Origin of the sequence: Aerolutibacter ruishenii (assembly GCF_007830115.1) — a bacterium.
Taxonomy (GTDB): Bacteria; Pseudomonadota; Gammaproteobacteria; order Xanthomonadales; family Xanthomonadaceae; genus Aerolutibacter; species Aerolutibacter ruishenii.
In genome coordinates this window covers 327184-352733 of the sequence record NZ_VLKP01000002.1, presented here as the reverse complement: position 1 = coordinate 352733, position 25550 = coordinate 327184, and the positions used below count along the sequence as shown (strand labels likewise).

Sequence of the window (25550 nt, the reverse complement as noted above, 5' to 3'; positions counted from 1 at the left end):
TGTCGCCTGTCGCACCGCACTTGCGCGGCCCTGGGGGATGCTGAAAAATTGGCCAACCGCCGGCAGCGGCATTCCCTGCCTCGGACCGCGCCACCCGAGGCCATCACACGCGACCTCAGCCGCCTGCTCCCCGTGGAGCGGGACGGGTCGGCGGTCCCCGGCGCCGGACTCCCTGGGCCACAAGGCCCCGGGGCACCCCACCCACTCGCGCCACGCCCATGCCCCATCCCTGCCTGACCTGCGGTGCCTGCTGTGCCTACTTCCGCATCAGCTTCCACTGGTCCGAAGCCGACCCTACGCTGGGCGGCGTCGTGCCACCGGAGCTGACCGAGCCGCTGCGCCAGCATGAACGCGTCATGCGCGGCACCTCGCAGGAGCATCCGCGCTGCGTGGCGCTGGACGCCGACATCGGCCGCTACAGCCGCTGCAGCATCCACCCGGTGCGCCCGCAGCCGTGCCGCGACGTGCCCGCCTCGTATGAGTTCGGCGCGCCCAGCCCGCAGTGCGACAAGGCCCGGCTGGCCCACGGCCTGCCCGCACTGACCCCCGCGGACTGGATCTGGCGCGAGGCGGCGGCCAACGACGGCGACGGCAACCCGGACGGCAGCGACAACCCAAACGATGGTGGCAACGCGCCACCGGCGGTGCCGCCGCCGATTGCGGCGTGATCGGGCGAGACTGCCCGGGCAGCCGGCCTGACCGCCGCCGCTGGTAACGATCGCGGCAGCTGGCGCGGCCGGCAAACGCCTGCGCAAACGGCCCCGCTCACTGGAACGAGCGGGATCGTCTGGTGAAGCTCAATCCAGAGGATGCCGGTCTAGGAAGTCGCGGATCGCGGGCACCAACACTTCGTGCTTGTCTTCCAGCACGTAATGGTTGGCATCGTCGAACGCGTGTACCTCGGCATCGGGAAGCGCGCGGCGGAAGCCTTCGAGGAAGTGGCGGTCGAACACGAAGTCCTTCAGGCCCCAGCCGATGAAGGCCGGACGATCTGCGTACTGCGGCAAGGCACTGCCCACGGCCTCGAGCAGCGGCCAGGCACGATCGCCTTCGCGCAGCGGGATGTCCTGCATGAAGCGCAGCGTGCTGATCGCGTTTCGCCAACCGTTGTAGGGCGTGGAGTAACCGCGGCGCACGGCGGCCGGCAGGCGGCGCTCGGTGCCCAACCACGCCGCGCCACGGGCGAACAGGTTGAAGGCGCGGATCAGGAAACCGCCGACCTTCGGATCGCGGCCCAGCGACAGCTGCCACGGCATCGGCTTGGCCGCCGGCAACGGGAAGGCCGCGGTGTTGAGGATCACCAGCCGCTTGACCTGCGGCATGTGCGACAGCGCCCAGCCGAAGCCGACCATGCCACCCCAGTCGTGCACCGCCAGTGTCACCGGGCCGGTGATGCCAAGGTGGTCGAGCAGCGCGGTCAGGTCATCGACGCGGGATTGCAGGGTGTAGTCGTACCGCGGCATCGCATCGACCGCATCGTCGGGCCGGTCCGACAGGCCCATGCCGACATGGTCCGGCACGATGCAGCGATAGCCTCGGCCCTCGACGGGGTCGCGCAGGCCCAGCACCAGGTGGCGCCAGTAGAAACTCCACGACGGGTTGCCGTGGAGCATGACCACGACTTCGCCATCGCGCGGGCCCTCGTCGAGGTAGCTCAGGGCGATGCCGGGGCGGACCTCGAAGCGGCAGGGATGGAAGGGGTAGTCGGGGAACGGGGGCAGGGACATCGGAGCGGGATGTAGCGGCGAGGCGGGCATTATCCCCTACCTGCGGCACCCGTCAGGATCGCAAAGCCGATCATGCGTCCCAACCGGGAAAACAACCGTCCCAGCGGGTCAAGGGACGTTCGATGTAAACAGCACGCCACGTCTTCTCCAGGTGATCGACGAATACCTTTGGCGTCGACGAAGGCAACCGGGACTTCTCACGCTGCCCGCCGTACGGGGCCTGCCCCTTCACCTCGATTCGGGACTCGCCTCGCAAGGCATATTTGCGCCCGCCTTCCCGCATTATCACCTTCACTTCCTTTGGATCCACCCCGCCGCCACAGAACATCCGGTAGGCGACAGTGACTTCCACACGACCATTGCCGTCCAGGTCGGTGACAGACGTGGCCTGATGAAAAAAATCAGCCGCGATATCGAGTCCGACACATGAAACAGAATCCCGGATTTCCCAAACCTTGCCCAGCCTCCCGTTATCGGGATCGCGCCGATAGAGCGTTGCGGACAACCTGATCACGTCCTCATCCTGGAATTCATCAAAAGGCTTGTGGACTTTGGATTTCGATAGCGCCAGGACATGCCATCCAATAGCGTCCCGAAATTGGATGGAGCGCTCCGGCGCCTCGCCAGCACTTCGTGCATCCAGCCTGGAAACTGGCAAGGGTTGAGCAACAACGACCGGCATGTCGTCCTTGGCTTTGGTGCAGGCCGAAAATCCCAGAAACATCGCAACAACCGGCACCACCATTCGGGTTGCCATGGGAATTTCATCTCGCTCCATTGCGTCCTGCCTTCTTCACGTCCAAGGTCGTCACACCGCTCGCGTCCGCCTGGCCTTCCCATGCCCCGCCGCGCTGGTCCGGATCGAACAGGATGGCCTTGGCGCCCTCCGGGGCCACGCCTTCCAGCGAGAACAGGGCAAAACTCTGGGCGAAGTCACCGCTCGTCTTCGGCAGCTCGGGCAAATCCGGCGACGCACTTCGGGGGCCTGTCAGATTTTTCCGGGTCGCTTTGAATTCAATCTTCCCCGGCGCGCCCAGTTCGATATCGGCGCCCTTCAACCGGAGGTAGGCGCCGGCGGCGGTCGCCAGCACGTGCGTGCCCGCCGCGACGCTCACGTCCGCCTGCGTGCTCGCGATCGTCACCTGGGTCAGCGCTGCCACCCGCGCCAGGTGCTTGTGCGCCCGCACGCTCACCGCGCCCTGCGCCGCGTGCAGCGCGATGCCGCGCTCCTGGTTCGGCTTGCCGGCCGGCGCGGGGTTGCCATGGGCATACAGCACAATGCCTCCGGCCGTGGCCAGCACGGCCTCGCCCTGGGTCAGCCACTGCAGGTCCTGTTCCGCGCTCAGCGTGGCCTGCTGGCCGGCCGCCCACACCTGGTCCGCCGGGGTCACGCTGACGATACCGTCCGGGCTGCTGGCCACGATTGCCGGTGCGGACCAGCCCGGCGCCTCGCCCTCGCCGCCACCGATGCCGTCGCCGGGCGCGCTGCCGCGCTGCACGGCCTGCAGGCTTTCCTGCAACGTCCTGAGCGCCTGTTGCGCCGGCAGCGCGGCACCCTCGCCCGGCAGCGTCGCGTGTTGCGCCTTGGCGGCGTCCTGCAGCCCTTGCAGCAACTGCTCGCCCTGCCGCAGCTGTTGCAGGGCGCCATCGGCGCTCAACTGCTGCCGGCCGCGTTCGGTGCTCAGCAGCAGGCCGGCACCCGCGCGCAGCGCGCCACTGGCCTGTGTCGTCAGTTCGACGCCAAAACCGCGCTCGGCGCCGCGCACGTTGTCGGTGCCGGCCTTGAGGTGGCCCAGCGTCAACCCGCTGGCGTACTGCGTCGTCTCCGCCTGCACCCGCCCCTGACCCGGCGTGTCGTCCAGCCGCAGCTGCTGGTAGCCGCCGCCACCGCCCTGGCTTTCGGCCAGCTGCTGGCTCTTGATGCCGGTGAACACCGCCAGGTGTTCGTTGCCGTCGAACCATGCCGGTGCATTGCCGGTCGCACCGGCGGCGCTCGCACCGATCCGGTTGTGCGCGGCGTCCGCCTGGCCCTGGCCGTTGTAGACCGCGCCGATCACCACCGGGCGGTCGATATCGCCTTCGAGGAACGCCACCAGCACCTCCTGGCCCTGGCGCGGCACGAACACGCTGCCCCAGTTGTCGCCCGCCCACGGTCCGGCCACGCGGACCCAGGTCCAGGCGGCGCCGATGGCGGGGGCGTTGTCGTCGCTCGAAGGATGCGACAGGCGATTGCCGGCGTTGCCGCCGCGCTGCCACGGGAACTGCACCTTGATGCGGTGGTCGCGGTCGGTCAGCTGCGGGGCGCCGTCGCTGACCACGATGGCGGTCTGGGTGCCATGCGCGGTGGGGCGCGGGTGGCGGCGGACGCCGTGGCCGTCCACGGTGATGGCCCGGTATGGCAACGCAGCGGGGATCGCCTCGAAAGCGTTCTGGTAGAAGTACGCGCCGGGCTCATCAGCACCAAGGACATCGCCAAGCCCAACGGCATCGCGCACCCGCCCCGCAAACGTCGCCACGGCGGTGCTTGCGTCCGCAGACAGCGCAGCATCGACAGAGGGGATGCTGCCCCGGAGGGCGTTTGCCGCGTTCGCGCCGCAGTCGCCGAGTCGGCCGGCGAACGCGCGGGAGGAACTGAAGTCGCCACCCCGTTGGACATCGTCGGCCCATGCCTCCGGCAACGCCGGCGCCTGCATCGCAATCGGACCAAGCGCGCGCCCCACGGCGGCAAAGATCTCCGCACCAAGGTTGTTACGGGCACAGTGGTGCACGCGCAGGCAGGTATACGCGCCATCGCCGGTCGTGCCGCCGCGCGTGCCGGCGCGCGCGCCATCGCCGTGCCCGGTACCGCTGCCCAGCCATCCGCCCCAACCCGCATCGACCAGTTGGAACCGCGCACCGGCGCGCAAGTGCCGCCACGTGCCCGCGCCCTGCCCGGTCTGCGCGCCGACCTGCAGGGCTTCGGCCTGCTGTCGGGCGTAGCGGTGGCCGGTCTCGCGATCGGACCAGGCGTACGGTCCAGCGGTGTCATCGTCGACCACGGTCATGCCGCCAACACCGCCACCGGCTTCGGTGGCGCGTACTGCCAGGGCCTTGTAGTCCCAACTGCCCCGGCGTATCTGCACCGGTCGCCAGCGACGCGCGATCGACCAGTTGTGCACGCCGTCGTGGCGCTCGGTGGCGTCGCTGCGGTGGTGGCGCACCGCGCCCAGTTCGCCGAAGGCTTCGGGGTGGTCGCCCAGCACCAGGGTGTGCGTGCCCAGCGTGGCGTCGCCATGCGCACCACTGCCGCTCCCGCCCGCGATCGCTGACGCGGCGCCCTCATGCTCGAACCAGTAGGCGATGCCCTCCTCCGCCAACAGTCGCTCGACGAAGGCGAGGTCGCTCTCCCCGTACTGGGTGGTCAGGCTGCGCTTGCGGTACACGGCTGCGTCGTTCAGCGCCCAGCGCCACGCCGGGGCCAGTGCCCCCCGCCGCCGGGACCGGCGACGCCATCGACGTAGTCGGCGAACACCGACTCGACGATCTCCACCACCGTCATGTCCTGGAACACGAAGCTGTCCACGCGCTGGCGCAGGAATGCCAGCCATGGCTCGATGCGCAGTGCATAGCGGGCCAGGCCGCCGTTGCTGCCCACGCGTTCGACGCGGGTGACGTGGCCGTGCAGCGGTCGCAGCGGGCCGGCACCCAAGTCCATCGCCGCCGGATCGCCATCGGTCTGCCACTGCAGCAGTACCGGCTGGCCCAGCAGGTCGTCCAGGCACAGGTGCGCGTCGATGGACAGCGCGGTCAGGTCGAAGCGGAAGCCGCCGCCGTCGACGGACTCCACGCCATCCAGCGTTTCGGCAACCAGAACTTCGGGGCCCAGCGGCGCGTGCAGCCGCAGCAGGCGGTCATGCTGGCGCGGGCCGGCGGCCAGCGCGGCCAGCCCCGATACGAGTAGATCCATGGCGTTCCACCTCCTTGTGTCCGCCGCGATGCGCCGTGCGGCGCCATCGCGGTGTGTGCCCTTCCCGCACTCCTTGTGCGGGGCATCGTGACGAGGCGGGCCCGGCCCGCAACAACGTCACCTGCCGATCATAGCCGGTTCCGCGGGAGCCGGCGTGGCCGGCTTACAACTCTACGTGAGTGCCCACGGCCGGCGGCGCCACCGGCGGCGGTACGTCGCCGGCCACGTCGCGCCAGATCTGGTACATCACGCCGAACATCACCACGTAGATGCCCAGCAGCAGCGCCAGGTACACCGGCAGCGCCAGCAGCATGCCCAGCGCGGGGTGGACGAGGTTGCCGAGCAGCGCCAGCAGGGTCACTACCAGCCCGATCACCAGCGCCACCGCGATCAGCGCCAGCATCGACAGCACCGCCAGCAGCAGCAGCGGCAGCAGGTTCTTCAACGTGCCTGCCAGGCCATCCTTCAGTGCGCCGCCCAGGCTGCGGCCGGTGAGCGCCACCTGGCCGAAACCGATCGAGTACACGCCCCCCAGGAACATCGCCATCAGGAAGCCCAGGCCCATCACCGAGCCAAACCCTTCGGGCAACGCGGGCATGGCGTTGGGATCAGGCGCGCCGCCACGCTGCGACAGCGCCATCACCTGCATGTACCACTCGATGAAGCCCTTGCCGACCAGCAGGATCACCGCCGAGGCGAGCACCAGGTACACCAGCACCAGCAGCACGCCGAACTGCACCAGTCGTGCGCCCCCTTGGCCAGCACGGAACGGCCCGAGTACATCGGTTGGCGCCGCGGGGTGGCCCTGTTCGGTGGCATGGATCACGCGGATGTAGCCGCCGACCAGCAACGACATCAGCACGATCGAGGCCACGGTGGACACGCCCATCACCACCAGCTGCCCGGTCGCGCTGTCACCCACCATGCCCAGGAGCATCAGTTGCAGCAACCCGGGCAGCAGCGCGCCGATGGCCACCAGCACCGCACCGCCAAAGATGGCTTTCGGATTGTGGCGCCCAAGGTTGATGCCGCGCTTGAGCCACCCAAGGCCCGTCATCGGACCCATCGCACGTGTCGTCATGGAACTGTTTCCCCGGGGAAGCTGGACAGGCGCGACCGCGCGCCGACAACCGCCATGCTACCCGAGGCTTCAGTGCCCCGACAGGGTGCGGGCGTGGCGGACGAAGCGGCGCAGCACCCGGCGCGCGTGCGGGGTGGCGCTGACCTCGCGCGCCACCGTGTTGGGGCAACGGCCTTCGCGCAGCAGGGCGTCGCGACGCGCCTGCACGTAGCCGCGCATGTGGGTCGCGCTGAACTCGGGATGGAACTGCAGGCCCCAGGCCCGCTCGCCCCAGCGGAAGGCGTGGCAGGCGTCGTGCTCGGAGCGTGCCAGTACGGTGGCGCCGTCCGGCGGGCGCAGCACGGTCTGCAGGTGGGTGGCTTGCGCCGGGAACGCGACCGGCAGCCCGGCGAACAACGGGTCGTGCGCGGCGCTGTCGTGCAGCGCCAGGCCAATGGTGCCCATCTCGCGCCCCGCCGGGTGGTCGGCCACTTCGCCGCCCAGGGCGTGGGCCAGCAACTGGTGGCCGTAGCAGATGCCCAGCAGCGGCATGCCGGCGTGGGCGGCCTCGCGCAGCCAGTCGGCACTGCGCTCGCTCCACTCGGCGCGGTCGGTGACCATCGCGCCGGAGCCGGTGATCAGCGTGCCGGCGAAGCCTTCGCGCCCGGGTAGCGCTTCGCCGGCCTGCACGTTGACCACCACCGTGTCGTCGGCCGCCAGTCCGGCTGCGACGCGGATCCAGTGCGGGAAGCCGCGGTGGCGGCGCATCGAAGGCACCGGCTGGCCGGTTTCGAGGATCAGGAACGGGGCGCGGACGGACTTGGACACGGCGGCAGGCTACGACCAGGAAAGTGTGCGGCATCGAGGCGACGCGGCGGGAAATGCGCCCGACTACGGCCCACTAGCGACCCGGTGCTGGCCGGAGCGCCATGCGCGGGCCGCGTCGCCCTCGCCGCTATACTAACCGGCCTTGTCGCGTGCATTCCGAGACCATGGCCGCACCCACCTTCCAGGAACTCATCCAGCGCCTGAACGCCTTCTGGGCCGGGCAGGGCTGCGTGCTGATCCAGCCGCTCGACCTGGAGGTCGGCGCCGGCACCTTCCACCCGGCCACCTTCCTGCGCGCGCTGGGCCCGGAGCCGTGGAACGCGGCCTACGTGCAGCCGTGCCGCCGCCCCACCGACGGCCGCTACGGCGAGAACCCCAACCGCCTGCAACGCTATTACCAGTTCCAGGTGGCGATGAAGCCCTCGCCCCTGAACATCGTCGAGCTGTACTTCGACTCGCTCAAGGCGCTGGGCGTGGACCCGCTGGTGCACGACCTGCGCCTGGTGGAGGACAACTGGGAATCGCCCACGCTGGGCGCCTGGGGCCTGGGCTGGGAGGTGTGGCTCAACGGCATGGAGGTGACCCAGTTCACCTACTTCCAGCAGGCCGGCGGCCTGGAGTGCAAGCCGGTTCTGGGCGAGATCACCTACGGCCTCGAGCGGCTGTGCATGTACCTGCAGAACGTCGACAACGTGTTCGACATCGTGTGGACGTACGGCCCCGATGGCACGCCGGTGACCTACCGCGACGTGTACCACCAGAACGAGGTGGAGCAGTCGGCGTACAACTTCGAGCATGCGGACGTGGCGGAGCTGTTCCACCGTTTCGATGCGTGCGAGGCCGAGGCGCTGAAGCTGATCGAGCTGGGGCTGCCGCTGCCGGCGTACGACCAGGTGTGCAAGGCCAGCCACAGCTTCAACCTGCTGGACGCGCGGCGCGCGATCAGCGTCACCGAGCGCCAGCGCTACATCCTGCGCGTGCGCCGCATCGCGCAGGGAGTAGCCGAGGCGTACTTCGCGCAGCGCGAGAAGCTGGGCTTTCCCGGGTTGAAGCAAGCTGCCCCGCAGGAGGCCGCGTGATGACCGGCGGCATGACGGACAACGGCAAGGCGAATGCGGTCAGCGCGAACGAGGCAGGCGTGGGAATGATGGACCAGGAGCACCGCGTGGCGATGCAACCGCTGCTGATCGAACTGGGCACCGAGGAGCTGCCGGTCAAGGCACTGCACGCGCTGGCACAGGCGTTTTTCGATGGCGTGATCGACGGGCTGCACAAGCGCGGCATCGCCTTCGAGCGCGACGGCGCCAAGCCGCTGTACACCCCGCGTAGGCTTGCGGTGCTGCTGCCCGGCGTGGCCGGCGAGCAGCCCGAGCAGAAGTCCGAGGTGCTGGGCCCCTACCTCAACATCGCGCTGGACGCCGAAGGCCAGCCGACCAAGGCGCTGCAGGGTTTCGCGGCCAAGGCCGGCATCGAGTGGACCGCGCTGGAAAAGACCAGCGACGCCAAGGGCGAACGCTTCGTGCACCGTGCGGTGAAGCCGGGTGTGCGCACCGCCGCGCTGCTGGGCGAGATCGTGCGCGAGGCGATCGCGGCGATGCCGATCCCCAAGCCGATGCGCTGGGGCGCCAACGAATACGCCTTCGCGCGGCCGGTGCACTGGCTGGTGTTGCTGCTGGGCAGCGACGTGGTCGATGCGCAGGTGCTGGGCGTGCGCGGCGACCGCATGAGCCGTGGCCACCGCTTCATGCACGACAAGCCGGTGTGGTTCAGCACACCGGGCGATTACGTGGAATCGCTGCGCGGCGCCAAGGTGCTGGTCGATCCCGACGAGCGGCGTGCGCGCATCGCCGCCGAGGTCGAGGCGGCCGCGCGTGCCGCCGGCGGCACCGCGCGCATCGACGCCGGCATCCTCGAGGAGGTCAACGGCCTGACCGAGTGGCCGAAGGCGGTGGCCTGCAGCTTCGAGCCCGAGTTCCTGGCCGTGCCGCAGGAAGCGCTGATCGCCACGATGGAGACCAACCAGAAGTTCTTCCCGGTGCTGGACGCCGACGGCAAGCTCAGCGAGCACTTCGTCGGCATCGCCAACATCGAGTCGCAGGACGAGGCCGAGGTCCGCAAGGGCTACGAGCGCGTGATCCGTCCGCGCTTTGCCGATGCCAAGTTCTTCTTCGTCGAGGACATGAAGCAGGGGCTGGCGTCGATGAACGAGGGCCTGAAGACGGTGACCTACCAGGCCAAGCTGGGCACGGTGGCCGACAAGGTCGCGCGCGTGGCCGCGCTGGCGGAGCGCGTGGCGCAGGCGGTGGGCGTGGACCCGGTGCTGGCGCGGCGTGCGGCGGAGCTGTCGAAGGCCGACCTGCAGTCGCGGCTGGTCAACGAGTTCCCCGAGCTGCAGGGCATCGCCGGGCGCTACTACGCCGCCGTCGCCAATGAACCGATCGCGCTGGCCAATGCGCTGGACGAGGCCTACATGCCGCGCTTTGCCGGCGACGCCATCGCGCCCTCGGCGCTGGGCCAGGTGCTGGCCATCGCCGAGCGCCTGGATACGCTGGCCGGTGGCTTTGCCGCGGGCCTGCGCCCGACCGGCAACAAGGACCCCTTCGCCCTGCGCCGCAATGCGCTGGGTCTGGCGCGCACGCTGCTGGAAGGTGGCCACGACGTGCTGCTGCACGCACTGGTCGAAGCCGCGGTGGCGCTGCAACCGGTGAGCCACCCGGAGCTGAGCGCGCTGGACATCACCCAGTTCGTGTACGACCGCCTGCGCGGCTACTACACCGAGCAGGGCGTGCCGGCGGCACAGTTCGACGCGGTGCTCAACGTGGTGCACGAATCGCTGCCGGACTTCGACGCGCGGCTGCGCGCCATCGGCGAGTTCGGCAAGCTGCCGGAGGCAGCGGCGCTGGCCGCGGCCAACAAGCGCAGCCGCAACATCCTGCGCAAGGTCGAAGGCGCGGTGCCGACCTCGGTGGATGCCGCCCTGCTGAGCGAGCCCGCCGAGCGCGAACTCGCCGCCGCCGTGGACGAGGCGGTCGCCGACACCGACGCGCTGCTGGATGCGCGCGACTACGTGGCCGTGCTGGGGCGATTGGCGCGACTGCGCCCACAGGTCGATGCGTTCTTCGATTCGGTGATGGTCAATGCCGACGACGCGGCGGTGCGCAACAACCGCCTCGCGCTGCTGCAGCGGTTGAGCGACCGGCTGGGCAGCGTGGCGGCAATCGAGCAGCTGGCGACCTGACCCGCGGCGCGCGGCATGCCGAACGCGGCGAAAGGATTCGCGCCAGGACCTCGTGCCGGTGTTAATCGTGCTTTGACACGTCGTGGGTATGCTGCGGCGATGCGCCCCATCGCCCGGAACCTCATCGTTGCCCTGCTCGGCCTGTCGATGGCGGGCGCGGCGCAGGCGGCCAAGGTCACCCGCGTCGACATCCGCGGGCTGGACGAGGCGATGACCATCAACGTGCGCACGTCGTTGTCGCTGGTGGACGCCATCGACCGCGACGTGTCCGGCCGGCGCCTGGGTTACCTGGTGCGCGAAGCCGAGAACGAGACGCGCGAGGCGCTTGAACCGTTTGGCTACTACTCGGCGACGATCACCGTCGAGCGCGATCGCGACGACGACACCGGCGACACCTCGGTGGTGATCACGGTGCTGCCCGGGGAACCGGTGCGGGTGCGCGAGTCGGCCATCGCCATCGATGGACCCGGCGCGGACGACCGCTACCTCAACCAGGAAATCGCGGCGTTCACCCCGGCCGCCGGCGACATCTTCGACCATGGCATCTACGAGGCCAGCAAGGCGCGCATCACCCGTCGCCTGGCCGAGCGCGGCTATCTCGACGCCGACTTCACCTCGCGACGCGTGGCCGTGACGCGCACCGAGCATGCCGCCGACATCGACCTGCGCTGGGACAGCGGCAACCGCTACGACATGGGCCCGACCACGTTCGTGCAATCGCCGCGGCGCATCCTGCGCGACGGCATCGTCGAGCACTTCGTGTACTGGGACGAGGCCAGCTACTACCACCAGGGCAAACTCGACCGGCTGCGCGAGTCGCTGGCCAAGCTCGATTACTTCTCCAGCATCGACATCGAGCCGCGTCCGCAAGAGGCGGTCGACGGGCGCGTGCCGACCACGGTGACGCTGACCCCGGCCAAGCGCTCGATCTACACCGCCGGCCTGAGCTACGGCACCGACAGTGGCGCGGGCGTGCGCCTGGGTCTGGAGCGCCGCTACGTCAACGACCGCGGCCACAAGGCGCTGGCGCAGGTGGACTGGGCGGTTCGGCGCAAGACGCTGACCACGCAGTACCGGATCCCGGCCTTCGGCTGGATCGACGGCTGGTACACGATCAGCGCGCAGGCCGCCGATGAGCAGACCGACTACATCGACAACCGGCGCATCGAGTTCGTCGGCGCGCGCAGTGGCGAGATCAACGCCAACTGGACCGCGGTGGCGGCGGTGCATGCGCTGCGCGAGCGCTGGGCGTATGAAGCCGAACGCCGGCTGGGGACGATCGGTCCCCATGACTACCGCTATGCCAGCTACACCTACCCGTCGCTGCGCGGCGAATACCTGGATACCGACGACCGGCTGTACCCGCGCCGAGGCATCGGCGGCGCGGTGGTGCTGCGCGGTGGGCTGGACGGCGCGGGCTCGGATGCGAACTTCCTGCAGGCCCAGGTCACCGCGCGCCTGTACCGCGGACTGGGCGAACGCACCCGCTTGATCGCCCGTGGCGAAGTGGGCCACACGCTGACCGATTCGCTGGTCGACCTGCCGCCCAACCTGCGTTTCCACGCCGGTGGCGACCGCAGCATCCGCGGCTATGCGTGGCGCGAGGTCGGCCCGCGGATCGGCGACGAAGGCGACAAGTTTCCGGTGGGGGCGAAGAACGTGATCACCGGCAGCGTGGAGTTCGAGCAGTACTTCAACGCGGCCTGGGGCGCGGCGGTGTTCGTCGACAGCGGCAGCGCGTTCAACGATGCGCCGGACTTCCGCACCGGCGTCGGCGTCGGCCTGCGCTGGCGCTCCCCGGTGGGGCCGCTTCGCATCGACGTGGCACGCGGGCTGGATGATCCGGACTCGGGCTTCCAGCTGTATCTCAACATCGGCCCGGACCTGTAGCCATGGCCTTCCGGCGACGCAACGAGGTGCAACAACTCACGCCCGAGGAACGCGAGGCGCGCATCGCCGAGCTACGGGCGCGGCGGCGGGCGCGCCTGCGTTGGCTGGCGTTGCGCAGCGGCCTGGTGGCCGGCCTGCTCGTGCTGGCGGGCGCGGTGCTGCTGTACTGGCTGCTCAACACCATCGGCGGACGCGACGCACTGCTGAAACAGATCGTGGCGCGGCTGCCGGATGGCGCAACGCTGGCATGGCGTTCGGCCGAGGGCCCGGCCGCGGGGCCGCTGACCCTGCGCGGCGTGCGTTTCGCCTACACGCCGGCGTGTCCGCCCGAGGAACCCAAGTGCACGCCAGGCGGCCCGGTGGTCTTCACCGCCGACACGGTGATGCTCGACCCGGCGATCCGCCCGTTGCTGGGCCGCCGCCTTCGTCTGGATGCCCTGCGGGTCAACGGCGCCACACTCGACCTGCCCGAGGACAACCAGCCGTTCGAGCTGCCGCGCTGGCCGGACGTACTGCCCGACATCCAGCCGCCGCTGGCGCTGCAGGCCGATGACGTGCGCATCGACGGGCTGCGCGTGACCCGCGCCGGTGCGCCGCTGGTCAACATCACCCACCTGCGTGGCGGCATCGATGCCCAGCCGGGCAGGCTGCACATGGAGCGCCTCGCGGTGGACAGCGACCGTGGCCGCTTCACCCTGCACGGCGACTACGTCCCGCACGACGACTACCGCGCCGACCTCACCGCCACCGCGGTGTTCCCCGCACCCACCGGCCGCACCGCGCCACGGCTGGGGTTGGTGGCGCGCGGCGACCTGTCGCGGATGGACGTGGCGGTGGCCGGACGCGCGCCGGGCGCGCTGCGCGCCAGCGTGACCCTGCGCGGTCGCGAGCACCCGCAATGGCAGCTGCGCAGCACCGTCGAGGCGTTCGACCCGGCCCTGCTGATGGCGGGCGAACCCGGCGTGCCGCTGGCGTGGACGCTGCAGGCCGATGGCGTGGAAGGCGCGGCCGACCTGCGCGGACAAGTGACCCGCGACGGGCAGACCGTCACCGTGCTGCCGTCCAAAGTGCGCCTCAACGAGCAGGTGCTCGACGTGCAGCCATTGGCGCTGGCGCTGCTGGAGGGCACCGCCACCCTGCGCGGCCGCGCCGAGCTGCGCGATCCCGACCACGGCACGCTGCGCTTTGCGGTGAATGCGCGCAACCTGCACTGGGGCGGCGCCGACGGCACCCCGGCCATCATCGCCAACGGCGACTTTGGCGTGGCCGGCGCATTGCAGGCATGGGCGGCCATCGGCACCGCGCGACTGGAGCGCGATGGCCAGGCGGCCGATCTGCGCTTCGATGCGCGCGGCAATACCGAGCGCGCGACGTTGAAGACGCTGCATGCGCGCATGCCCACCGGCACCCTGGATGCGCGCGGCGACGTGGCGTGGACGCCATCGCTGCAATGGGTGCTCAACGCCGACCTGGCCGGCTTCGACCCCGGCTACTTCGCGCCGGCGTGGAAGGGCGCGGTGAATGGCGTGCTCGCCAGCCGCAGCCACACCCGCAAGGATCGCGGACTCGAGGCCACGCTGGACGTGTCGCGCCTCGGCGGCCAGCTGCGTGGCCGCGTACTGTCCGGCCAGGGACGCTTCGCCCTGCACGGCGCGCCGCCCACCGGTGGCGAGGACCGCTACGAAAGCGATGTCGCGCTGCGCCTCGGCGCCAGCCAGGTGCAGGCCAAGGGCGCGCTCGGCCGCACGCTGGACGTGGACGCAACGTTCGCGCCGCTGCACCTGGCCGACCTGCTGCCCAGCGGACAGGGCACGCTGCAGGGCCAGCTGCACCTGCGCGGCCCGCGCAATGCGCCCGACGTGGACGTGGACCTGGAAGGCCACAACCTGGCCCATGGCGACTACCGCGTCGACACCCTGCACGCACGCGGCCGGTTGCCGTGGCGCGGCCGCGACGGTGCGCTGGACGTACGCGCCACCGGCCTGCAGGCCGGGGTGCCGTTCACCACGCTGGACCTGACCGCGCGCGGCGCGGTGGAAGCTTTGCAACTGGATGCGCGCGCCGCGGGCGACCTCGGCATGCTGCGACTGACCGGCAACGCCGACAAGCGTGGCGCGACCTGGCAGGGTGCGCTGGCCAGCCTCGCCTTCGACCCGTCCAAGGGGGCGCAGTGGCGACTGCAGCAACCCGCGCGTTTCAGCTGGGATGGGCGCAACGGTGCACTCACCCATGCCTGCCTCGCCTCCAGTGGCGGCGGCACCCTGTGCGCCAGCGCCGACTGGCCACGGCGCGGCCTGGATGTCGAAGGCCGCGGCCTGCCGCTGGCCCTGCTGCAGCCGTACCTGCCCGAGCGCAGCGACCGCCGTCCGTGGCTGCTGCGTGGCGACGTCGCCCTGGATGCACAGGTGCGCCCAGTCGGCAACGCGTGGCGCGGCACCGCCACGCTGACATCCGCCGGTGGCGGCCTGAAGTTCAACGAGCGCGCGCGGCAGGAACTGGTGCGCTACGGCGACCTCAGTCTGCGCACCACCTTCGACCCGCAGCGCCTGACCGCCGAACTCGACGCCACGCTCAACGACGATGGCCAGGTGGACGCACGCATCACCACCGGCTGGGACGGCTACGCCCCGCTGGTCGGCGAGGTCGCGGTGAACACCGACGAGCTGACGTGGATGGAGCTGTTCTCCCCCGACATCGTCGAGCCCACCGGCCGCCTCGTCGGGCGCATCCAGCTCTCCGGCACGCGCGCCCAACCGCTGCTGGGCGGCAACGCGCAACTGGGCAACTTCGCCACCGAACTGCCCGCGCTCGCCATCCAGCTGCGCGAGGGCGACCTGCGCCTGGATGCGCAGCCCGATGGCACCGCGCGCATCACCGGCCGCGTACGCTCTGGCGAAGGCACCCTCAACATCGACGGCACCCTGGGCTGGCAGGGCGATGACACGCCGCTGGTACTCAACGTGCGCGGCGACAACGTGCTGGTCTCCGACACCCGCGACCTGCGCGCCGTCGCCAGCCCCGACGTGGTGGTGCGCTACGCCGCCAGGCAGCCGCTGCAGGTCACCGGCACCGTGACCATACCCTCGGCGCGCATGGACCTGGAGCGGTTGGACGAAGGCGTGTCCGCGTCCGACGACGTGGTCGTACTCGACCCGGTCGACCCCGAGGACACCGGCACCCTGCCGCTGGACCTGGACCTGACCCTGTCGCTGGGCGGTGACGTGCAGCTCAACGGCTTCGGCCTGGATGGCACGCTGGGAGGCAAGCTGCGCGTGCGCGCCCGCCCCGGCCGCGAGATGACCGCCAGCGGCCAGCTCGACGTGGACGGACGCTACACCGCCTACGGGCAGAAGCTGGCCATCACCCGCGGCGAGCTGGTGTGGTCAGGCGGCCCGGTTGGCAACCCGATCCTCAACATCCGCGCTGAACGCGAAGTCGGCGACGTCACGGCCGGCGTGGACATCCGCGGCCGCGCCAGCGCACCGGAGGCCACGGTATGGTCCAATCCGGCCAGCTCGCAGTCCGAGGCATTGGCATATCTCGCGCTCGGTCGGCCGCTTTCCAGCGCCAGCCGCGACGAGAGCCGCCAGCTCAACGCCGCCAGCGCCGCGCTCACCGCCGGTGGCAGCCTGCTGGCCTCGCAGCTGGGCGCACGCATCGGCCTGGACGACGCCGGAGTGATGGAAAGCCGCGCCCTGGGCGAACGCGTGTTCGGCGTGGGCAAGTATCTGTCGCCCCGGCTGTACGTCAGCTACGGCGTGTCGCTGCTCGGCACCGGCCAGGTGCTGACGCTGAAGTACCTGCTGCGCAGGGGCTTCGACATCGAGATCGAATCGAGCACGCTGGAAAACCGCGCTTCGGTCAACTGGCGCACGGAAAAGTAATCCTGCTCCAGGCAACCTTCTTGCCCCCGGTGGACATTCCGTGGGCCGGCGGACCTGGCCGACGTGTTATCCGATCAGCAACCCACGCTCCTGCGCGATGCGTGCCAGGTCGGCGGGATTGCGCGCGCCCAGCTTCTCCATCAGGTTGGCGCGGTGCCGGTACAGGGTCTTCACGCTGATGCCCAGGTCGATCGCCAGTGCCTTGGGCGCCTGCTGCGACAGCAGGCCACGCAGCGTCTCGCGCTCGCGCTGGCTCAGGCGGGTGGCATCGGCATTGGGACGCATCGGCGCGAGGTCGCTGCTGAGCACGCGTTCGCCGGCGTGCACGCGGCGCAGCGCCGACAGCAGTTCCTGCGCGGCGGCGCCCTTGGTGATGTAGCCGTGCGCGCCATTGTCCATCGCCCGCACCACCAGCGCCGGATCCTCGTGCATGCTGACGATCACCGGCTTCAGCGTCGGCGCGATCGCCAGCAGCGCGGGCAGCAACTGCAGGCCGCTCTGCGCTCCCAGCGAGATGTCCACCAGCGCCACGTCCAAGGCGTGCAAGCGCACCGCGGCCAGTGCTTCTTCCGCGCTACCGGCCTCGGCCACCACCTGCAGGTCGGGCGCAGCCTCGCACAGGCGCTTGAAGCCCTCGCGCACAATGGCGTGGTCGTCGACCAGCAGGATCCGGATCATCAAAGCAGTGTGCCAGCGGGTCCGCTGGCCCCCCAGAGAATGTTTCCCAATGACAACCGCGCACGCCGCATGGCTGGCGGCTCAACCACGGGGGGCCAACCGTGCGCCCCTGAGCAGCGGCTGGCCGTCGACCACGTCGGTCCACACCACGTACGCGCCGCCGTCGGCCAGCACCAGCTGCGGGAAGCCGGTGGCGCGACCGCGGCCCTGCAGGCGGGCCACCTCCAGCCGCTGCAGTTCGTGGGACAGGTCGGGCGCGTAGCGGGCCAGATGCAGCGACTGGCCCTGCGCGGTCTCGCGCACCCACAGCACCCACGCCGCCTGCGCGTCGAGCGCGACGTCGACGCGGCCCTGCACGGCGTCGCCGCGGTCAACCACCACCGGTGCGGCGAAGGCGTCGCCGGCGGCGGTGCTGCGCGCCAGTTTCAGCGTGGGCACGTCACCGGCGGCGGTGTACCAGCCGACCAGCACGTCGCGGTCGCGCGCGGCCAGCGACGGGCCGTTGACCGGACAGGCGGGCATCCTCCAGTCATCGGCGTGCACGCGAACCGGCGTAAGCCAACGCTGGCCATCGTGGCGGGCGACGAAGATGTCGCGGATCTCGCTTTCGGTACGGTCGCGGTAGGCCAGCATGGTGCGGCCGGCGGTGACCACCGCGTCGGTCTGGCAGCAATCGCAGGTGGACAGGTCCAGCGGCTGTTCGTCATGGCGCTGCAGGGCGGCATCGAAGTGCGCGGTGCGCAGGGTCATCATCGGCGTGGATGGCGCCGGCAGCGCGTTGCCGTCGCGCGGCGTGGATGTCGTGCCGGCGCCCTCCGCGGTGTGGCGGCCATCCAGCCACGCCACGCCCACCCGGTCCCCACCTGCCGGCCACAACGAGACGAAACCGTGCTCGGTGGGCGTGCCATCGGCATTGACCAGCACCGGCTTCGACCAGGTACGACCGCCGTCACCCGAGCGCACCAGCGCCACGTCATACGCGTACGTGGCGGCCGCGGACTTCTGCAGCCAGTGCGTCCACAGCGCGCCGTCGCCGGTCATGGCCACGTGCGGGGTGTCGGCCCAGTTGACGAACCAGTCGTGGCCGCTGGCCGCGGTCTGGGGCGCAGACCAGTCCGTCGCGCCGGGCGCACGGGTCGCCAGCCGCAGCGTATGGATCTTGTCGGCCTTTTCGATCCAGGTCAGCACCAGCGTGCCATCCGGTGCGGCCACCAGATCGGGCTGCGCCGCCTGGCCCGTGGCCGGCAACGGCCAATCGGCCTGCACCACGGGCGCGGGGTCGCGCGGCACGGCGGCAGTGTCCACGCCGGATGCGGTGGCGCTTGCGGTGTTGGCAGTGCGGTCGGTGGTGGGCTGGCAGGCGGACACCGCCAAGGCGGCGGCCAGCAGGGTCAGATGGGATCGCATGTTCCGAGCGTAGCCGCACCGGGCGACGGCGTCATGCCCCCTTGGGCCTGCCCGGGGTATTCCGCTTGCCCGTGCCTTGGGTTTGCCCCGCGGACCCCGGACTCGACGCCCCCGCGGCTCACGCCACCCGACTGCGCCGCTGCCGCGTCAGGTGCACCAGCAGCAGCGAGATCGCCACCGGGGTCATGCCGGGTATGCGCTGCGCCTGGCCGATGGTCTGCGGCTGCACCCGCTGCAGCTTCTGCTGCACCTCGGCCGACAGGCCGCGCACGGCGGCGTAGTCGAAGTCCGGCGGAATCGCGGTGTCCTCGTGGCGACGCTGGCGCTCGATCTCCTCGCGCTGGCGGTCGAGGTAACCGGCGTACTTGATGCCGATCTCCACCTGTTCGGCCACCGCCGCGTCGTCCACCGCAGGACCCAGCGATGGCACCGTCATCAATTTCGCGTAGTCCAGTTCCGGGCGCTTGAGCAGGTCGCGGGCGCTGGTCTCACGACTGACGTCCACGCCCAGCACGTCACCAACCTCGCGGCCGAGTGCGTTGTTGGGCGCCGCCCACACCGCACCGAGACGGCGGTTCTCGCGCTCAATCGCCTCACGCTTGGCCTCGAACGCGGCAAAGCGCGTGTCATTGACCAGGCCCAGCTCGCGACCCACCGGGGTCAACCGCAGGTCGGCGTTGTCCTCGCGCAGCTGCAGCCGGTACTCGGCGCGGCTGGTGAACATGCGGTACGGCTCGCTGGTGCCATGGGTGATCAGATCGTCGACCAGCACACCGAGGTACGCTTCGTCGCGGCGCGGGCTCCAGCCATCGTTGCCGCGCACGAAGCGCGCGGCATTCACGCCGGCCAGCAGGCCCTGCGCGGCCGCTTCCTCGTAGCCGGTGGTGCCGTTGATCTGGCCTGCGAAGAACAGGCCTTCCACCGCTTTCGTCTCCAGCGTGCTCTTCAAACCGCGCGGGTCGAAGAAGTCGTACTCGATGGCGTAGCCGGCACGGGTGATGTGCGCGTTTTCGAAACCGCGGATGCTGCGCACCAGCGCCAGCTGCACATCGAATGGCAGCGAGGTGGAGATGCCGTTGGGGTAGATCTCCGTGACATCGAGGCCCTCGGGCTCGACGAAGATCTGGTGGCTGTCCTTCTCGGCGAAGCGGACCACCTTGTCCTCGATCGAGGGGCAGTAGCGCGGGCCGATGCCTTCGATCTGGCCGGTGTACAGCGGGCTGCGGTCCAGCGCGCCGCGGATGATCTCGTGGGTGCGCTCGCTGGTGTGGGTGATCCAGCACGACACCTGCCGCGGGTGGTCGTCGCGGCTGCCGAGGAAGGACATCACCGGGCGCGGGTCGTCGCCGGGCTGCTCCTCCATCACGCTGTAGTCGAGGCTGCGGCCGTCGATGCGCGGCGGGGTGCCGGTCTTGAGCCGGTCGACCACGAACGGGCCTTCGCGCAGCTTGGCCGCCAGCGCCACCGACGGCGGGTCGCCGGCGCGGCCGGCAGCATAGGTGGTCGGGCCGATGTGCACCTTGCCGGCGAGGAACGTGCCCGCGGTCAGCACCACCGCCGGTGCGTGGAAGGCCAACCCGGCCTGGGTGAGCACGCCGCGCACGTGGCCGCGGCCGGCGTCGGCGCGCGTGTCGCCGCCCGACGTGGCGCCCGCGAACAGGATGTCGTCCACCGCGGCCTGGAACACGGTCAGGTTGGCCTGCGCCTCCACCGCGCGGCGGATGAAGCGGCGGTACAGCGCACGGTCGGCCTGGCAGCGGGTGGCGCGTACCGCCGGGCCCTTGCTGGCGTTGAGCCGGCGCCACTGGATGCCGGCGGCGTCGGCGGCGCGCGCCATGATCCCGCCCAGCGCGTCGATTTCCTTGACCAGGTGGCCCTTGCCGATGCCGCCAATGGCCGGGTTGCAGCTCATCGCGCCCACGGTCTCGACGTTGTGGGTCAGCAGCAGGGTCCGCGCACCGGCCCGCGCCGAAGCCAGCGCGGCCTCGGTGCCGGCGTGGCCGCCACCGACCACGATCACGTCGTACTGGAAGAAGTTGCTCATCAGAGAAAGTCTACGCCGATCAGCAGCTTGCGTCGCGATCATGGCACCGGGCGGGACGCTTGGAGGGGATGGTCGGGGGCACCCGCAAGAAGTTGGCACGCTTCCTGCGTATACCTCCGTGCACCCGGCAGGACAGGCGCTACGCGCCGGCAGGCATTGGAACAGGGGCCCGCCACGTACTTGCAGGGGAAGCCCAGGGGGCCGCATGTCGGGGGACATCGGCCCCCTTTCTTTTGGTGCCTGCCGCTGGCCGGCAGCCACGAGGCCGCACGATAGTGCTGCTGCATGACGCAATCAAGCGGGAAACACGGCTATCGGCAGATCCGCCGGAGGTGACCGCCATTGGTGGCGGTGCCAGCCCGGGCGCCGGCACCCGTCGAGGGCGGAACAGGGGGGTCCGTGGTTCCTCGGCGGGTACCGACCTAGGCTCGTGCATGCCGATTACGTCGCATTGCGACGCAATCTGTCAATACCCGGCCACCCGGGTCGGTGCGCCTGTCACGGCTCATCCCGCCGACGCCCCTCGCCGTCGCGCTGCTGGGCCTGGCGGATCATCTTCTGCATGCGCGAACCCGAGTCGCGCTGCACTGGCGGGCGCGACCGTGGCGCAACGGTCGCCGGTGCCGGGGCGTCGCCGACACGCGTCGACGGCTGGCCCTGGCGGCGCCGAATCATCTCGTCGTAGTCGCGCCACGGCGCCGGACGGTCCTGGCGGGGCTCACGATGCTGCGGCGGGCGCGGGTGGGACGGGTAACCGGGACGGTAGTAGTACGGATACCGGTAATAGCCACCGTAGGGGTAGCCGTAGTACGGATAGCCGTACGAACCGTACGGGTAACGACCGTAGTAACCATACGGATACGGACCATAGGGGTAGTAGCCCCCCTGATGCCGGTACTCAGTCGCTGGCGAGCCGTAGTAGTAGTCGCCCTGGCCACCGCGGTAACCGTAGTCGGTGGTGACGCAGCCGGCGACGAGGAACATGGCGGCGGCAGGCAGTAGCAGTTTGCGCAACATGGTCGGAACCCCCGGGGTCATGTCCGCAATCTGCGGCCAACCCATTGAACTATGGCTTAATCCTGGCGGGCCATGGCGCGTGCGGCCCGCGCCCCGTTGCCCGTGCTTCAGCCACGGGGCCGCCCGTGTCGCCCGGCAACTGCGCTAGGCTTCTGATGATGACCGATTCCGCCGCAACCCTGCCTGCCTACGAGGATGTCCTCGAGGCGGCCGCCCGCATCGCCCCGCATGCCCATGCCACCCCCGTGCTGTGCTCGCGCAGCCTCGATGCCCTGGCCGGCTGCGAACTGCATTTCAAGGCCGAGCCGTTGCAGCGTGGCGGTGCGTTCAAGTTCCGCGGCGCCTGCAACGCCGTGTGGGCCCTGGACGACGCCACCGCGCGTGCCGGCGTGGTGACCCACTCCTCCGGCAACCACGGTGCGGCGTTGGCGCTGGCCGCACGCACGCGCGGCATCGCCTGCCACGTGGTCGTGCCGGAGGGTGCGGTGGCGGCCAAGCTCGCCGCCATCCGCGCCTACGGTGCCACCCTGCATCCATGTGCGCCGACCATCCAGGCGCGCGAGACGCGTTGCGCCGAAGTGCAGGCCACGACCGGCGCCAGCCTGGTCCACCCGTACACCGATCCGCGGGTGATCGCCGGGCAGGGCACCGCCGCGCTGGAACTGCTGGCCACGGTGCCGGACCTGGACACGCTGGTGGCACCGGTCGGTGGCGGTGGACTGATCGGCGGCACCGCCATCGCCGCCGCGGCACGCGCACCGGGATGTCGGGTGATCGGCGCCGAACCCGCGGGAGCGGCCGAGACTTTCGCCTCGCTGCAACGCGGTGAGCGCGTCACCGATTTCACCCCCGACACCGTGTGCGACGGCCTGCGAGGCACGCTGGGCGCGCCCAACTTCGCACTGCTGCAGCGCCACGGCGTGCAGGTATTGACTGCGACCGATGCACGGACCGTGGCCGCGATGCGCCTGCTGTGGCAGCGCACCAAGCTGCTGGTGGAACCGTCGTCGGCGGTGGCGCTGGCCATCGTGCTGGCGCACCCGGAGGTTTTCGCGAGGCAACGCGTGGGTATCATCCTGTCGGGCGGCAACGTCGACCTCGACGCCCTGCCCGCCCTGTTCGCCCGTGCCGAGGACGCCGCATGAAGATCGACGGAACCCGCAGCAACGACCGCGCCACCGAGGTGGTGCTGGACTACTACGCGGCGTTCAACCGCGGCGACTGGGAAGGCATGCTGGCGCTGCTGGACGAAGGCATCGTGCACGACCTCAACCAGGGCGCGCGTGAAACCGGCAGGCCCGCCTTCGCCCGGTTCCTGGCGCGGATGGACGCCAGCTACCGCGAGCAGCTGCGCGACATCGTGGTGATGACCTCGCCCGATGGCACCCGCGCGGCCGCCGAGTACGTGGTGCACGGCACCTACCTGGCCAGCGACCCGGGCCTGCCCGAAGCGCACGGGCAGGCCTACGTGCTGCCCGGCGGTGCCTTCTTCGAGGTGCGCGACGGCCGCATCCACCGCGTGACCAACTACTACAACCTCGAGGATTGGATCGCACAGGTCCGCTGAGTCAACGCGCGACGCGGTGGGGCGTTTTCGGGTCCATCGCGAACCCCGCTGCACGCACCTGCGTCCCCAACCCGATTCGGCCGTCCCGGGCTGCCCTGCAAGCCAGCCCTGGCGCCAACACTGGAGCCCACCATGAACGCCCTGTCCCGCCCCCGATACACCGCTGGCCTGCGCCACCTGCACTGGCTGGTGGCGCTGCTGGTGCTGGCCGCCTACCTCTTCATCGAGCAGCGCGGGCTGTTCGCGCGCGGTACACCCGAACGTGCGGCGATGGCGCAGGCGCACTTCTGGACCGGCCTGACCGTCCTCGCATTGGCGGTTTGGCGCGTGGCGCTGCGCATGCGCGGCACCGTGCCGCCGATCACCCCGGCGCTCCCGGCGTGGCAGGCGGTGCCGTCCAAGCTGCTGCACCTGGCGCTGTACGCCTTCATCCTGGTGATGCCGCTGCTGGGCCTGGCCACGGCCTGGGCCGACGACAAGACCCTGTACGTGCCCTTCACCCAGGTCGCGCTGCCGGCGCTGCTGGCTCCCGACAAGGACCTGGCGCACCGGCTGGAGGATCTGCACGGCACCATCGGCGAAGCGTTCTACTGGGTCATTGGCCTGCACGTGCTGGCCGCGCTGTACCACCACCTGGTGCGCCGCGACGACACCTTGCGCCGCATGCTCTGAGCCAGCCGTGGCGCGGCGGTCAAATTGCCGCAGCGTGCCTTGGGTTAGAGTCCGCGCAGTCCATCCGGCGGGCCTGCCATGCCAACAGCGTTGCGTACACGCGGGTTCTGGGTCTGTGTGCTGGCGCTGGTACTGGCCTTCGGGTTCCTCGGCACCCGCGGCATCTGGGACCCGGATGAGGGCCGCTACACCAACGTCGCGCTCAACATGCTCGACAGCGGCGACTGGCTCAACCCGCGCCGCCACCACGAAGTCGGGCACTGGACCAAGCCGCCGCTGACCTACTGGGCCATCGCCTCCAGCGTGGCGGTGTTGGGGTACAACCCGTGGGCCGCACGGTTGCCGGCCGCGTTCGCCTACCTGCTGTCGACCTGGCTGGTGTGGCGCCTGGCGCGGCGCCTCCAGCCCGGCACCGAGCACCAGGCCGCAGTGGTGTACGCGACGATGCTGCTGCCGCTGGGCGCGTCGCAGCTGATCACCACCGATTACCTGCTGGCCGCGTTCGAGACGCTGGCGCTGTACGCCTTCGTCGAGGCGCTGTGGGGCGGCGGAAAGGAGCGCGATGCTGGCACGCTCGGCTGGATCGCCCTGATGTGGATGGCCTTCGCGCTGGCGTTCATGACCAAGGGGCCGCCGGCGCTGCTGCCGCTGCTGGTGGTGTTCGCCTTCAACCTGCTGCTGCCGCCCGCGCAGCGGCGCCGCACCCTGCACTGGTGGGGGCTGGCGCTGTTCGTGCTGCTGGCGTTGCCGTGGTACGTGGCGGTGATCCTCGACAACCCGGGCCTGTTCGAATACTTCATCGGTGATGAAGTGGTGAACCGGGTGACGACCAACAGCTTCGGCCGCCATGGCGGGTGGTTCGGCTGGCTGCAGGTGTACGTGCCGACCCTGCTCATCGGCACGCTGCCATGGACCGCGTCACTGTGGCGCTGGCTGCGTGCGCTGCCGGCGCGGGTGCGCCGCTGGCATGGCGACCGGGCCGCGCGCGGCGCCGATGCCTCCGCCCTGCTGGTGGCGCTGTGGTTCCTGTTGCCGCTGCTGGTGTTCTGTTTCTCGCAGTCACGCCTGCCGCTGTACCTGTTGCCGCTGTTCGCGCCCATCGCGTTGGCCATCGCCGCGCAACGCCAATCGGAAGGCCGCGGGCTGCCGCGCTGGCCGTGGCTGGCGGCGTGGGCCGGCGTGCTGCTGGCGCTGAAGCTGGGCGCGGCGCTGTGGCCGACGCACAAGAACGCTGCCGAATGGGCCGACGCGATCCGTGCGCGCACCGATGCACCGGTGCAGGAAGTGGTCTTCCTCGAGGACATGGCCCGCTACGGGCTGCACCTGCACCTGGGCGCGGAGGTCGAGAAGATCGCACTCGACCCGCAACCACAGGCCCGCTTCGGTCCGGTCAACGACAGCGACCTCGCGGAGGAGCTGGACGAGCGCGAGCCGAACGTGGTGTGGATATGCAAGCAGGAACGTTGGGGCGAGCTCCGCCCGCGCATCGAGGCGCTGGGCTACCGCGCCACCGCGCTGGGCACGCCGTACCGCGGACGCATCATCTTCCGCGTGGAGCCGGCTCCGCACTGATCGTGTGCGGCCAGCCCGCG

General features: G+C 70.5%; 19 protein-coding genes. 9 read left to right on the top strand and 10 right to left on the bottom strand.

Going from position 1 to position 25550, the window contains the following annotated elements; translation table 11 throughout:
- Positions 1-218 precede the first annotated feature (218 nt).
- A complete protein-coding gene (locus IP93_RS03830; RefSeq protein ID WP_144812180.1) occupies positions 219-668 on the top strand; it encodes a YkgJ family cysteine cluster protein in 450 nt (149 codons plus the stop codon).
- A 129-nt stretch (positions 669-797) separates the two neighbouring features.
- Here IP93_RS03830 and IP93_RS03825 read toward each other — a convergent pair whose 3' ends face one another.
- From IP93_RS03825 to IP93_RS03805, 6 genes are all read right to left on the bottom strand, one after another.
- Positions 798-1727, bottom strand: a complete 930-nt coding sequence (locus IP93_RS03825) for an alpha/beta fold hydrolase (RefSeq protein WP_144812179.1) — start codon at positions 1725-1727, stop codon at positions 798-800.
- A 70-nt stretch (positions 1728-1797) separates the two neighbouring features.
- Positions 1798-2484 (bottom strand): M949_RS01915 family surface polysaccharide biosynthesis protein, encoded by a 687-nt coding sequence (locus tag IP93_RS03820; RefSeq protein ID WP_144812176.1) that lies wholly within the window; start codon positions 2482-2484, stop codon positions 1798-1800.
- Between the two features lie 7 nt (positions 2485-2491).
- Positions 2492-5149, bottom strand: a complete 2658-nt coding sequence (locus IP93_RS15980; protein WP_277874012.1) for a type VI secretion system Vgr family protein — start codon at positions 5147-5149, stop codon at positions 2492-2494.
- 11 nt (positions 5150-5160) lie between these two features.
- Complete coding sequence (locus IP93_RS15975) at positions 5161-5673, bottom strand: contractile injection system protein, VgrG/Pvc8 family (protein WP_277874011.1); 513 nt, start codon at positions 5671-5673, stop codon at positions 5161-5163.
- A gap of 163 nt (positions 5674-5836) precedes the next feature.
- On the bottom strand, positions 5837-6730 hold the full coding sequence (locus IP93_RS03810) for a hypothetical protein (RefSeq protein ID WP_144812174.1): 894 nt from the start codon (positions 6728-6730) through the stop codon (positions 5837-5839).
- Between the two features lie 93 nt (positions 6731-6823).
- Positions 6824-7561: a glutamine amidotransferase gene (locus IP93_RS03805; protein ID WP_144812171.1), complete on the bottom strand. Its 738-nt coding sequence runs from the start codon at positions 7559-7561 to the stop codon at positions 6824-6826.
- A 164-nt stretch (positions 7562-7725) separates the two neighbouring features.
- Between IP93_RS03805 and glyQ the strand changes: the two genes are divergently transcribed.
- From glyQ to IP93_RS03785, 4 genes are all read left to right on the top strand, one after another.
- Complete coding sequence (gene glyQ, locus IP93_RS03800; protein ID WP_144812169.1) at positions 7726-8640, top strand: glycine--tRNA ligase subunit alpha; 915 nt, start codon at positions 7726-7728, stop codon at positions 8638-8640.
- A gap of 92 nt (positions 8641-8732) precedes the next feature.
- Complete coding sequence (gene glyS / locus IP93_RS03795) at positions 8733-10799, top strand: glycine--tRNA ligase subunit beta (protein WP_144812357.1); 2067 nt, start codon at positions 8733-8735, stop codon at positions 10797-10799.
- A gap of 99 nt (positions 10800-10898) precedes the next feature.
- The gene (locus IP93_RS03790) at positions 10899-12689 is read left to right on the top strand and encodes an autotransporter assembly complex protein TamA (protein WP_144812166.1); all 1791 of its coding nucleotides are present in this window, start codon (positions 10899-10901) and stop codon (positions 12687-12689) included.
- 2 nt (positions 12690-12691) lie between these two features.
- Positions 12692-16573 (top strand): translocation/assembly module TamB domain-containing protein, encoded by a 3882-nt coding sequence (locus IP93_RS03785; protein ID WP_144812164.1) that lies wholly within the window; start codon positions 12692-12694, stop codon positions 16571-16573.
- A 66-nt stretch (positions 16574-16639) separates the two neighbouring features.
- Here the strand turns inward: IP93_RS03785 and IP93_RS03780 are convergent, their stop codons facing one another.
- The 4 genes from IP93_RS03780 to IP93_RS15750 form a co-directional block, all read right to left on the bottom strand.
- Entirely contained in the window at positions 16640-17251 is a 612-nt protein-coding gene (locus IP93_RS03780; protein WP_144812161.1) for a response regulator transcription factor, read from the bottom strand.
- Between the two features lie 81 nt (positions 17252-17332).
- Positions 17333-18658 carry a sialidase family protein gene (locus IP93_RS03775; protein ID WP_144812159.1) on the bottom strand — a complete coding sequence of 442 codons (1326 nt, stop codon included), beginning with the start codon at positions 18656-18658 and terminating at the stop codon, positions 17333-17335.
- Between the two features lie 118 nt (positions 18659-18776).
- Positions 18777-20702, bottom strand: coding sequence for a tRNA uridine-5-carboxymethylaminomethyl(34) synthesis enzyme MnmG (gene mnmG / locus IP93_RS03770; RefSeq protein ID WP_425480018.1), 1926 nt, complete (start codon positions 20700-20702; stop codon positions 18777-18779).
- A gap of 498 nt (positions 20703-21200) precedes the next feature.
- On the bottom strand, positions 21201-21740 hold the full coding sequence (locus tag IP93_RS15750) for a hypothetical protein (RefSeq protein ID WP_199747076.1): 540 nt from the start codon (positions 21738-21740) through the stop codon (positions 21201-21203).
- A gap of 137 nt (positions 21741-21877) precedes the next feature.
- On the opposite strand from IP93_RS15750, the gene IP93_RS03760 reads away from it, so the two are divergent.
- The 4 genes from IP93_RS03760 to IP93_RS03745 all read left to right on the top strand — a co-directional run bounded on the left by IP93_RS03760 (position 21878) and on the right by IP93_RS03745 (position 25530).
- Positions 21878-22864, top strand: a complete 987-nt coding sequence (locus tag IP93_RS03760; RefSeq protein WP_144812157.1) for a pyridoxal-phosphate dependent enzyme — start codon at positions 21878-21880, stop codon at positions 22862-22864.
- Positions 22861-23286, top strand: a complete 426-nt coding sequence (locus IP93_RS03755; protein WP_144812154.1) for a ketosteroid isomerase-related protein — start codon at positions 22861-22863, stop codon at positions 23284-23286. Before IP93_RS03760 ends, IP93_RS03755 begins: the two co-directional genes overlap by 4 nt.
- 132 nt (positions 23287-23418) lie before the next feature.
- The gene (locus IP93_RS03750) at positions 23419-23958 is read left to right on the top strand and encodes a cytochrome b (protein WP_144812153.1); all 540 of its coding nucleotides are present in this window, start codon (positions 23419-23421) and stop codon (positions 23956-23958) included.
- A 78-nt stretch (positions 23959-24036) separates the two neighbouring features.
- Positions 24037-25530, top strand: coding sequence for an ArnT family glycosyltransferase (locus IP93_RS03745; RefSeq protein WP_144812150.1), 1494 nt, complete (start codon positions 24037-24039; stop codon positions 25528-25530).
- The last annotated feature ends 20 nt before the right edge of the window (positions 25531-25550 follow it).